We start from the raw sequence: 11,662 nt of genomic DNA, 5'->3' as shown, positions 1-11,662 counted from the left end.
CCATTCCGATCATGAGCACGACTGCCGTACCCGAAAAAACCAAAACCGCCCGGTTCTCCCGGCGTCAACTGATTGCCGCGGGCGTCGTGCTCGCCGTCATCGCGCTCGCCGCGTTCGGCTGGCACTGGTGGACGGTCGGCCGCTTCATCGAGGGCACCGACGACGCGTATGTCCGCGCCGACGTCGTGACCGTCAGTTCGCGCGTATCGGGCTATGTCGCACAGGTCGCCGTCGACGACAACCAGCCGGTGAAGCGCGGGGACGTGCTCGTGCGGCTCGACGATCGCGACTATCGCGCGAAGGTCGACGATGCGCAGGCCGCCGTCGCGGCGGCCGATGCGACGCTGCAGGCCGAGCAGGCAGCGGCCGCGACGCTCGACGCGCAGGTTGGCCAGCAGCGCAGCCAGATCGCGCAGGCCGACGCCGATGCGGCTGCCGCGCGCGCCGAAGCCGTGCGGCGCGACGCCGATGCGACGCGCTACAAGCAACTGCTCGCCGAATCGGCCGCGAGCGGCCAGCGTTGGGAGCAGGCTCACGCGGACGCGCTGAAGGCGCGCGCCGAGCTGGCCCGCGCGGGCGCGGCCGTGCGCGTGCAGACCGATCAGCAGACGGTGCTGCAGCGCCGCCGCGAGCAGAGCACGGCGGCGATCGCGCAGGCGCGTGCGCGGCTCGCGGCCGCCCAGGCCAAGCTGGCGCTCGCGCAGCTCGATCTCGACCATACGGTGATCCGTGCGACGCGCGACGGTAGTGTCGGCCAGCGCGCGGTGCGTGCGGGCCAGTACGTCGAAGTCGGGATGCCGCTGCTCGCGGTGGTGCCGCTGAGCGACGTGTACGTCGTCGCGAACTTCAAGGAAACGCAGCTGGGGGCGATGCACGACGGCCAGCCCGTCGAGATCGCCGTCGACACCTATGCCGGCCACACGCTGCACGGCCGCGTGATCGGCCTCGCGCCGGGCTCCGGCGCCCAGTTCGCGCTGCTTCCGCCCGACAACGCGACCGGCAACTTCACGAAGATCGTGCAGCGCATCCCGGTGAAGATCCGCGTCGATGCGCCGCCGGCCGGTGTCGTGCTGCGGCCCGGGATGTCGGTGATCGCGCGCGTCGACACGCGCGGTACGCAGGAGGCCGGCTCGTGACCGCGACGTCCGCGCAGGCTGCGCACGAAGATACCGTTTCGCTGCGCGCGTGGGTCGCGGTGCTCGGCGGCGTGTTCGGCTGCTTCATGGCCGGCATGAACGTGCACGTCACCAACGCGTCGCTGCCCGACATCCGTGGCTCGCTCGGCGCGAGCTTCGAGGAAGGCTCGTGGATCACCACGGCGTACCTGGTCGCCGAGATCGTCGTGATTCCGCTGACCGGCTGGCTCGTGCAGGTGTTTTCCGCGCGGCGCGTGCTGCTGGTCGGCGCGACCGGGTTTCTCGCGTTCTCGCTCGCGTGCTCGATCGCGCCGAGCATCTCGACGATGATCGTCGCGCGTGCGTTGCAGGGCGCGTTCGGCGGCGTGCTGATTCCGCTGTCGTTCCAGCTGATCGTCACTGAATTGCCGCCATCGAAGCACCCGCTCGGGATGGCGTTGTTCGCGATCGCGAACAACGTCGCGCAGGCGGCCGGGCCTTCGGTCGGCGGCTGGTTGACCGACATGTATTCGTGGCGCTGGATCTTCTACCTGCAGATTCCGCCGGCGATTGCGCTGGTCGCGGCGATCGGCTGGGCGATCAAGCCCGTGCCCGTGCAGCTCGGGATGCTCAGGCGGGCCGACTGGTTCGGGATCGCGACGATGGCGATCGGGCTGAGCGCGCTGCAGATCGTGCTGGAGGAGGGCGGACGCAAGGACTGGTTCGCGTCGAACCTGATCGTGGAGCTGTCGATCGTCGCGGCGGTCGGTCTCGTCGCATTCGTCGCGATCGAGATGCGGCGCAAGGAGCCGTTCATCAACCTGCGCCTGCTGGGCCGCTACAACTTCGGGATCGCGAGCCTGATGCAGTTCCTGTTCGGTGCGGTCGTGTTCGGCGTGGTGTTCCTCGTGCCGAACTACTTCGCGGAACTGCACGGCTACAGCGCGCGCGACATCGGGCTCGCGATGATTCCGTACGGGCTCGTGCAATTCGCGATGTCGTTCCTCACGCCGCCGCTGATGCGCCGCACCAGCCCGCGCACGACGATCGTGCTCGGCTTCGTGCTGGTCACGGCCGGCTGCCTGATGAACATTCACCTCGACGTCGACGCTGCGTCTAACGTGATCGTGCCGTCGCTGATCGTGCGCGGGATCGGGCAGTCGTTCGTCGTGATCGCGCTGGCCGTGATGGCCGTCGACGGCATCGAGAAGGCGCAGCTCGGCTCCGCGTCGGGCGTGTTCAACATGGTCCGCAACGTCGGCGGCGCGATCGGCATCGCGGTCATGAGCCAGATCGTCGTCGAGCGGCAGAAGCTGCACGCGATGCGTATCGGCGAGGCGGTCACGCCGTTCTCCGAAGCGTTCCAGGAGCGCATGGCGACGCTCGCGCGGCTGCTTGCGCGCGTGCATGCGCCGCGTGCGGACGTGCTGCCGGGCGGGTCGGTGTCCGGCGTGCACGAGATCGCGCTCGGGCTCATCAACCAACGCGTGATGCGCGAGGCGCTGTTCATGGCGTACAGCGATACGTTCCTGATCGCCGGGATCGCGATGATCGGGTGTACGGCGGCGGCGTTCGTGCTGAAGGGGAAGAAGAAAGCGTGATGGGGACAGACGCCGGATATTGAAGCCTGACATAGCTGACAGGCGTCGAATTCCGGCAATGCGCGTATCGTTCAACCGGCTCGGGCGGGGCCCCGCCCGACATCGATCAAGGTGCGGACCGATCCGCCCAGTCAGGCTGACGCGTGTCGCCGGCCTGTCGTGGTGGCGGCCTGGTGTCGACGTCGAACCCCTCGGTGCTTCCGTCCGCCCGTGCTCCGAAGTCCTTGTCCATTCAACCGGCCCGCTGCAGGGCCCCTCACGAGGAAAGCGTCATGACTAAACCTGACTCCCTGAAAGGCGACATCAAGGGCCAGGCCCAAGTTGCGGATCGGCACAACCTGGAGCGGCCGGATGGCGACAGCGCCCTGTGGGCGCGCAGCCTGACGACGCAGCGCGTGGCCGACCTGTTCCGGACCTTGCCGGGCCTGCCGGGTCACTGGATGCAGTTGCAGATGCAAGTCAACGCCGGGAATCGCCACTTCTGCGGCGGCCAGACCGGTCATCAAACGACCGAAGAGGGCAAGGTGCTGATTCGCTGGATCGCCGATGCCGTGATCAAGGCGGCCGAGCGGGCCACGTTCGATTTCAACTTGCAGCAGCTGCGTTTCACCGACGACATGGGCTGGCTCAAGCTGCATCGGGTGGGCGGGCGCGTGCTGGTGTTGTCGAGGCCCTGAGCGGCGCGTCACGCGGCCACATCGCGCATCGACCGTAGATTGGCCGCGCAGGAAAGAAACCGTTTGCTCGCGAGTGCACGCGCGTTGTCCGGCGATCAGGCGGTGAAGCGGTTGTAGCGTACACCGGCGCTCGCCTGTCAGCCGACGAGACCCCGAAGATCCACCGCGACTTCGTCGAGCACCGGTTGCCACTCGGCGAACGTCCGCTGGCGATAAAGCGCCGCGCTCGGATAGAACAGGCTGTCACGCCGGTCGTGCTGCCAGATCCAATGTGGGTTCGCATCGAGCAGCACCCAGGTGGGCTGCCCAAGCGCGCCGCTCAGGTGCGCGACCGACGTGCAGACGGTGATCACCAGATCGAGCGCACCGACGAACGCGGCGGTGTCGTCGAGCGTCTTCCATTCACGCGTCATGTCGGTCACGTCGAACCCGGCCGCTTTCGCGACTTCGACGTCATGCTGCGCGCCCGGTTGCAGCGAGTAGAACGCGACGTCCTTCTGCAGGCCGGCGAATGCATCGGCGTAGCGTTCGAGCCCGACCCGGCGGAAGCGGTTGCGTTGATGGTTTAGGCTGCCCGTCCACGTAAGGCCGACCTTCAGCCGCTTCTCGCCGGACAACGCGTGGCGCCATGCGTCGGTCGCGCCGGCGTCGGCATGGAGGTACGGCACGGACGTGAAGAGGGTGTCCGCGTCGAGGCCGAGCATCCACGGAATACTCATCAGCGGCAGTTCGTAGTCGAAGTGAGGCAGGTGCTCGACGCGGGTATGGGTATCGAACACGTCGGCGTGATCGCCGAGGCTGCGCTCGATCAGCGCGCCCATCTGCGGAAACGCATTCCACACGAGTCGGCCGCCTTCGCGATGCACGCGCTCCGCGAGCAGCGGCACGTAGCGGCTGAACTGCAACACGTCGCCGATGCCTTGTTCGCCCCACACGAGCAGTGTCTTGCCGGCAAGCGATTCGCCGCACCAGCGCGGCCGCGGAAACGCGGGCAGCGTGCCGCGCAGCTCCGCTGCGCCGTGCCAGCGCGCCTCGTAGTCAGCCCATCCCGATGCGAAGTCGCCACGCGCGAGCCGTAGCAGCGACAGGTTGTGGCGGTGCGTCTGGTCGTGCGAATCGAGCGCGCACGCGCTCTGCGCGTACTGCTCGGCTTCGTCCCATCGTTGCGCTTCCTTGAGCGCGGTGGCCGCATTGTTGGCCGCGAGCGCGCTATCCGGCGCAAGCGCCACGGCACGGGTGACTGCGCGCAGTGCGCCGTCCAGGTCGAAGCGGTTGACGCGCGTGATGACCGCGTTGGTCCACGCCTGCGCGTGGTTCGGATCGTCGTCGAGCGCACCTTCGATGAAGGCGTGTTCCAGGTCGGGATCGCCGCCCGACAGCCGGATCGCGAGCGCGAGATTGTTCTTCAGCGATGGCCACGCGGGGGCGAGCGCGAGCGTCTTGCGATACGGGACGATCGCTTCCGCGTGACGCCCGGCCATCTGAAGCGCGTAACCGCAATTGAACGCCGCCGCGGGCGATGCCGGATGCTGTTGCCAGTGCATGACCGCGAGCTCGGCAGCGCGCGCGAGATCGCCGCGCTCGATCAACGTTTGCGTGGCGGCGGCGACGGATTCGTCGAGCATGCCGGGCGCGGCCTCTGCTTCGATCGGAGCGGTTTGCGTCGGATCGGCGAAATCGAGCGGAAGTCGAGGGATGTCGGCAAGCGTGGGCATGTCGTGCGGGGTGATCTGCATGTGAGTTCTCTCCGGAAAGCCGTTCGCGCATCGGGCGGCGATCGGCTGCATCGTGAATCGGGGAGGACCGGCAACACTTCGCGATGCGAAGCATGGCGCCGGATGGCGTCGCGGGCTGTCCTTCCGGTTGTGGTGGAAGACCCCGGTGCCGTGATGCACTCCACTTTATGCAGGTACCGTCGGCAATTGAATCGGACAAGTCCTAAACAGAATGATTTGGAACTTTGACTAGTACGTAACTCTTGCGAAAGTCGCCGGGAAGCCCGTTGGACGTATGCGCGTAGGCCGAGTCTGATTCGGGCGTACCGCGGGGGCGATGTAAGACCCGTCTGATGGAGATCGATGTCGCCTGCGTTTTTAATGCGAGACATTCGGGGCCGGACGGTCGGCCTCAACTCGATCGAGAGGACAGACGATGTTCGATGCTGTGACGAAGAACCTGCTCGCGATGCCGACGGGCGCATCCGCATGAACACGGACGACCTCGCCGCGCGCACGATCGACGAAATCATGCGGATTAGGACCCGGCTGATTGTGCGAACGCGCATCGTTCTTCGACAATACGCAGGTCGGGCGGCCGCATGGTATGTGCCCGATACCTCGTATCCGAAGCATGTCTTCGTTCAATGCGCTGCCCGGTTTCGGGCAGCGTCTTTTTCCCGGCCACATGCGCGCGCCGACCGAACCGATCGAGCGATGCGTGCCGCGCGGACAACCGTGAATGCCTTGCGGCGGCCGGTGGGCTCGGCCGTTCATCGACCCTTCAGGTCGCAGGTTGGGAGAACGCTGCCTCATGCGAGCGCAGGGCATTCACGTCTGTCTGCGGGGCGCCTGATTCCCGTTCCCGACATGCCGTCGCGTATTTGCTTGCGTGCGGCCATCCCGGCACCGACCCGATCGGCTGCCTGCAGCGGCCACGCCGCTTTCCCTGTCGCCGCCATTGCGCGGCTTTTCCACTCCACAATGAAGGACACTTCATGAAGAAGCATCATCTTTCCATCGTATCCACCCTGATCGCACTCGCGTGTGCCGGTGGCATGCCTGCTGCGCGCGCCGCCGGCCCGAAACCCGATTCGTCATTGCCGCCGGGCGTCGAGGCGGTCGTGAACAACGTGCCGATTCCGCGTGTCGACATCGACGAAGCGATCAAGACGTCGGGTCAACCCGACACGCCGGCACTGCGCGCACAGGTCAAGCAGAACCTGATCATCCAGAAGCTGATCGAGCAGGCTGCCGAAAAGGCGGACTACGGCGTCCGTCCGGAAGTGAACAAGGTCGTGATGCGTGCCCGCACGATCGCATCGTCGGATCTCTACCTGCACGAAATGGCCCGCCCGCAGCCGGTGACCGACGCGCAGGTCAAGGCGCGCTACGACCAGATCGTCGCGAGCGCCGCGCCGTTCCAGTACCGCGCGGAAGTGATTGCCGTGTGCAGCCCGGCAGAGGCGAACGAGATCGTCGCGGAACTGAAGAAGGGCACGGCGTTCGATGCGCTCGCGAAGAAGTTCAACACGACACCGAACGGCGGTATCGCCGAGTGGGCCGACCTGCATACGCCGGTGGCGGAAGGGAACACGGCTGGCGTGCCGGTTCCGGTCGCACAGGCGATCACGACGCTGCAACCGGGTGCTATCTCGGCGCCGATCCGGGTCGGTGACGCCTTCGCGTTCGTGAAGCTCGACGGGAAGCGGAAGACCGTCGTGCCGACGTTCGACGCGGCGAAGGACGTGCTGCGCCAGCAGCTCGAAGCGCAGGCGGATCAGCGGGCGATGGCTGCGCTGGTCGAGAAGCTGGCGGCGCAGGCGACGATTCAGCAGTAAGTTGGTGGTGTGTGAAGGGCTGCCTGGTGTGTCTGGCGACGTCCGTCAGACAGGATGGCAGCCCGCCTTTCGTTCACGTGGAATTCCCCGCTCGGTCTGTTCGAGCAGGTGTGAGTCTGACGCGGGTTATGCGCAGACTCCGTGAATGGCTCGTATCAGAAGCGTCCGTATGCGGTCGTGACCCTGATCCGTATCCAAACATTCAAGCGGTTTCTGCCCGGCAAGCTCAGTGTGTGGCAGTTGCATCCACTGGGCGGCCAGCACTTCGCATTCGAACAGTTCGACCGCGAGCTGGAAGGTGTCATGCAGTCTGGCGAGACGATCAGAGTCCGTGGGCGACACGCGCGCTGCGCGCGCAAGCTCGCGGACGATCGATTGGTTCGGGAGGGTGAGCATCGCAAAATCAGCCTGGTCTGATTGGTTGTAACGATCGTTCACGTTAAATTGAATACGTGTGGTATCGGAGGGGCTTCGGCGGCGACCGTTGGGCCCGGTCGCAGTCATGCTATCCATTGATGGCGCTACTCCTAACGCTGCCTTATGCGAGCGCCGAAGATATTCCGGTGCCACACACTTCTATTCGCAGGCGCAGTGGGCGCCCTGATGCGACCGAGGGCGCGTCACCTGAGTCGCATTGGCGGCGGCCGGACCCGGCCACCGCACACACTACTTTCCGTCTACTTCACCAACCGTCAGACCGAAACCGTGATACCCACCGGCCCCGATTCCGTCGCGGGCCGCACCACGATTTCCACATGCTGGCCGAGCGAGGCGAGCGTCACCATCAGCGTTTCCAGCGAAACGTTCCGAAGCCTGTCGCGCTGCTCGGGGGTGACCACCGGCCGGGTCATCTCCGCCAGCGCGGCAGCCTCATCCTTGCTCAGGCCGCGCGACGCGATCAGCGCATTGAGCTTCAGCACGAGCGCAGACTTGGCCGCCAGTTCCCCGACGTCGTAGAAGTCGAAATCGGCCGGCACGCCGTCGGTGTGTTGATTCGGGGCATCGTGGTTCATTGTGCTTCTCCTGCCATCACCGATTCCAGTTGCTGTCCCGTTGCAGGATCGTCATCGGGGCGGTCGTGCCTGACGCAATGATCGCCGCCTGCATCATCGATCGGGGTAATCACCAGCCGCTTGTGCGATACCTCGATCTGCAAGCGTTGCTCCGGATCGAAACCCGCTGCCTCGATCCATCGGCCGGACAATTTCGTCCACAGATACATCACAGGCGGCGCCATGTCGGTCAGCCTGACGTGCGGGACGAGGCGGCCAGATTGAGAGGACGATTGCGGGGAGAAAAAACAATCGCGGAAATACGTCGGTGCGTTATGATTCGCGCCAGCCATGGTCAACTCCTTGCTTGAGTTGGTTGTGGTCAGCGGCCCGCGGGTGTTGTTGTCACCTGCGGGCCGCGCTCGTTAACGCAGCGGATTTCGATCACCATCCCGTTGCATGATTGGCAGGTCGAAATGACTGAACATCCGAAGCGAAAACGTGCAACCACTCTACCGAGATTGACTGCTGGCTGATATCGGTCTTGTACGGTTTTATCGACATTGGCCATTCGGCCGATGCCTTGCATCCTTGATGCTCAACGATTCCAGGGCAGTTGCGCCGGCGAATCGCTTCGTCACTTCATTGCCGATATGTCAGAAAGCGTGTCGGCGGGTTGTTGCGACTCGCCAGCCGCACGTCGCACGAGGATCTCTTTCGCGTCGTGCCGATATCGCTCGAACTCACGCGCGAACGCCGCGGCGTCGCCCGCCAGCGCCAACGCTTCCATCGATGCACAAACCGCGGATATCTCGTGCTCGCCGATCATCGCGAACGCACCGCGCATGCTGTGAATCTCCGTGCGAGCCGCCTTCAAGTCCCCATCCTGGAGCGCCCGTGCGATTGCGCCATTCGACCGGTTCGCAGTGTCCGAAAGCACCTTGTGCAGATCATGAGGCAGCGGCCCATGCCGGCGCGACGGCGGCGGCGCATGCGGCGCCTGCGACGGCCCGGTGTGCTTCGTGATCGCCAGCTCGAGCGATTTCAACGACGTCGGCTTCGCGACGATCTCGTCGATCCCCGCTTCCCGCGCGAGACGCAATTCATCCGGCTCGGCATGCGCGGTCACCGCAAGAATCGGCCTTGCGCGGCCTCGCTCACGCAGCACGCGCGCAAACGCATAGCCGTCGAGCCCCGGCATGTTGAGATCGGTCATCACGAGCGCATAGTCGTGCCGGTCGACGAGATCGAGTGCTTCCGCGACGCTCGACGCGACATCGGCCGGATAGCCTAGAACGTCGAGTTGATCGTGAATCAGCGAACGGTTCACCGGGTTGTCGTCGACGAACAGCACGCGGGCGTTCGGCGCGTCGGCCCCCGCGTCGGCACGCGCGGCGCCCGGCCGGTGGTCGAGCGGCAACGGCAGCGTAATGACGAACGTCGAGCCGACGCCCGGCACGCTGTCGACCGCAATGTTGCCGCCCATCGATTCGACGAGCTTGTGGCTCAATGCCAGCCCGATGCCTGTGCCCCCGAAACGTCGCGCGATCGACCGGTCGGCTTGCGCGAACGGTTCGAAGATATGCGCGAGCTGGTCGGCCGTCATCCCGATCCCCGAATCGCTGACGCGGATCGTCACCGGCGTCGCATCGACTGCCGATGCCGACACGGACAGCGCCACCGTGCCGCGATCGGTGAACTTGATCGCGTTGCTGACCAGGTTCACGACGATCTGCCGCACGCGCATCGGGTCGCCGACATACGCGTGCGCGACGGCCGGGTCGATGTCCACCCTCAGCGCGACACCTTTCGCGGCGGCCATCGGCTCGAACAGGTCGGCGAGGTCGCGCATCAGTTCGTCGATGCGGAAGCTGGTGGCTTCGAGCGTCATCCGGTCGGCCTCGATCTTCGTCATGTCGAGCACGTTGTTCAGCATGTCGAGCAGCATCCGCGCGGCCGACGTGACCGCATGGAGGCGCCGCTTCTGACGGCTCGGGTCGGGCGCCTTGTCGAGCAGTTCGAGATTGCCGAGCATCGCGTTCAGCGGCGTGCGGATCTCGTGCGTGATCGTGGCGAGGAACGTCGATTTCGCGCGATTCGCGCTGCCGAGCGCGCGTTCGGCGTCGGCGCGCGTGGTGATGTCGGAGAAGCTGCACATCAGCGCGTCGCGCCCCTTGTAGCGCGCGCGGACGAAGTTGACGAGCAGGTCGCGCGTGCGGCCGTCGTTCAGCGCGATGGGCAGTTCGACGTCGAGCTGAAATGCATCGCCGTCCTGGCGCTCGCGATAGCGCGCCAGCAGGCGTTCATGCAGCGGCGGTGAGGCGGCCTCTTTCTCATACAGCTCCATCATCCGGTTGCGCAACAGCACCTGCCGCGAGCCGAGTGAGATGAGGCCGATGCCGAACGGCGCGGTCGCGATGATCGCGCGGCTCATCTGCTCGCTTTCGAACACGCGGCGCGAGCGGCGGAACAGCGGCGCGAACAGTTTCAGGTCGAACGTGATCACGAGCCCCCACAGCACGGCGAGCATCAGCGCGGTCGTGCCGAACTCGCGCAGCATCGCGGGCCAGATCGCATGCGCGATCATCCGCCACGAATACGCGTAGACGATCGCGAAACCCGTATCGGAGATCCGGTCGCTGACTGTGAAGATGCCGTCCCGATAGTTCGCGGTGAGCCGGTCGAAGCCGTGCCGCCAGTCGCCATCGGCGAGTGCGTCACGCATCAGCGCCGCGCCGTCGGTCGCCGCGTCGGTGCGGTCCGCGCTCAGCAGAATGTGGCCGGTTTCGTCGACGAGCATGGCCACCGTGTCGTCGGGCGCGTGATCCATCCGGTCGGCGATCACGTCGACGTCGAGGTCGCTGACGAACGTCATCACTTGATCGAGGCCGTCGAATACCGGCTCGACGAGGCGAAACACGGTCTTGCCCGTGAGCGGATCGACCGCGGGCGGCTGCCACGCAATGTGGCGGGTGTTGCGCCAGTGACGCGCGATCGCCGGATTGCGCCAGTCGACGACGTCGAATGCCAGGCGATCGATCAGCGCATGCGTGTCGTGCGCACCCATGCGGGCAAGCAGGTCAGGGTACGGCGTGTTCGGCGGCGGCGTGATCGCGATCACGCGGTGATCGGGGCTGTACGCATAGCCTGTGATCGGGCGTCCGGTCTGGCGCTCGGCCGCCGCGATCGAGATCGTCTGGCGTTCCATCAACTGCACGTAGCGGTCGAATTCGCCGTTGGCGGTGGCATCGGGCGTGGCGGCGACGAAGACTTCGGTGGCGCCGCGCATCGGCGACAACAAGACATGTCCGTCCCGCCGAAGCGTGTCGGATGGCACCCGTGCGTGCGGCGGGTGGCCGTTCCACAGCAGTTCCGCATTGATCACGGCACGGCGCATCGACGCCTGCTTCGCTTCGATCTCGAGTTGCACGAGCGCCTTGTGCGTCGTGAGCAACTCGCGCCGCTTCGAAATGTAGTCGCGCACCGAGCCGGTGAGCAGGATGCTCGCCGCGAACAGCATCACGAGCGACAGCAGCACGGCGCCGCCATACAGCGTGAAGCGCTGGTAGCGGTGCAGCAGGCCCAGGTCGCGCGGCTCGCCGCCGATCGAAGCGAACGGCGCGCTGGCATCCGCCTGGGACGCGAAGAGATGTCGGATGGGCATGGAGCGAATACCGTGAATCGATGCGCAAATCAGGAGCCGCGAACGGGTCGCGCAGCG

The 11,662-nt window shown here is 65.8% G+C and carries 10 protein-coding genes; 5 read left to right on the top strand and 5 right to left on the bottom strand.

Translation table 11 applies throughout. The features are described from left to right. The first annotated feature begins 11 nt into the window (after positions 1-11). From CFB34_RS03060 to CFB34_RS03050, 3 genes are all read left to right on the top strand, one after another. Entirely contained in the window at positions 12-1,136 is a 1,125-nt protein-coding gene (locus CFB34_RS03060) for an HlyD family secretion protein (protein ID WP_089443584.1), read from the top strand. Further along, entirely contained in the window at positions 1,133-2,716 is a 1,584-nt protein-coding gene (locus CFB34_RS03055) for a DHA2 family efflux MFS transporter permease subunit (protein ID WP_089443583.1), read from the top strand. Before CFB34_RS03060 ends, CFB34_RS03055 begins: the two co-directional genes overlap by 4 nt. Before the next feature lie 272 nt (positions 2,717-2,988). After that, entirely contained in the window at positions 2,989-3,393 is a 405-nt protein-coding gene (locus CFB34_RS03050; protein ID WP_089443582.1) for a peptide ABC transporter ATPase, read from the top strand. A 137-nt stretch (positions 3,394-3,530) separates the two neighbouring features. On the opposite strand, the gene CFB34_RS03045 is transcribed toward CFB34_RS03050, so the two are convergent. Next, positions 3,531-5,129, bottom strand: a complete 1,599-nt coding sequence (locus CFB34_RS03045; protein WP_089443581.1) for a tetratricopeptide repeat-containing glycosyltransferase family protein — start codon at positions 5,127-5,129, stop codon at positions 3,531-3,533. Between the two features lie 357 nt (positions 5,130-5,486). Then, positions 5,487-5,885, bottom strand: coding sequence for a hypothetical protein (locus CFB34_RS03040; protein ID WP_143329539.1), 399 nt, complete (start codon positions 5,883-5,885; stop codon positions 5,487-5,489). A gap of 221 nt (positions 5,886-6,106) precedes the next feature. Between CFB34_RS03040 and CFB34_RS03035 the strand changes: the two genes are divergently transcribed. Together CFB34_RS03035 and CFB34_RS03030 are read left to right on the top strand one after the other, a co-directional pair. Then, on the top strand, positions 6,107-6,949 hold the full coding sequence (locus CFB34_RS03035) for a peptidyl-prolyl cis-trans isomerase (protein WP_089443580.1): 843 nt from the start codon (positions 6,107-6,109) through the stop codon (positions 6,947-6,949). 141 nt (positions 6,950-7,090) lie between these two features. Continuing rightward, positions 7,091-7,366 carry a hypothetical protein gene (locus tag CFB34_RS03030; RefSeq protein WP_242808554.1) on the top strand — a complete coding sequence of 92 codons (276 nt, stop codon included), beginning with the start codon at positions 7,091-7,093 and terminating at the stop codon, positions 7,364-7,366. Between the two features lie 275 nt (positions 7,367-7,641). Here CFB34_RS03030 and CFB34_RS03025 read toward each other — a convergent pair whose 3' ends face one another. From CFB34_RS03025 to CFB34_RS03015, 3 genes are all read right to left on the bottom strand, one after another. Next, entirely contained in the window at positions 7,642-7,962 is a 321-nt protein-coding gene (locus CFB34_RS03025) for a helix-turn-helix transcriptional regulator (protein WP_089443578.1), read from the bottom strand. After that, the gene (locus CFB34_RS03020) at positions 7,959-8,294 is read right to left on the bottom strand and encodes a SymE family type I addiction module toxin (RefSeq protein WP_089443577.1); all 336 of its coding nucleotides are present in this window, start codon (positions 8,292-8,294) and stop codon (positions 7,959-7,961) included. The genes CFB34_RS03025 and CFB34_RS03020 overlap by 4 nt, the downstream gene beginning before the upstream one ends. Before the next feature lie 284 nt (positions 8,295-8,578). Then, on the bottom strand, positions 8,579-11,605 hold the full coding sequence (locus CFB34_RS03015) for an ATP-binding protein (RefSeq protein ID WP_089443576.1): 3,027 nt from the start codon (positions 11,603-11,605) through the stop codon (positions 8,579-8,581). Between the last annotated feature and the right edge of the window lie 57 nt (positions 11,606-11,662).

This window comes from Burkholderia sp. HI4860, from assembly GCF_002223045.2.
Lineage (GTDB): Bacteria > Pseudomonadota > Gammaproteobacteria > Burkholderiales > Burkholderiaceae > Burkholderia.
The sequence above is the reverse complement of the archived record's forward strand: the minus strand, read 5'-3'. Positions and strand labels throughout refer to the sequence as shown.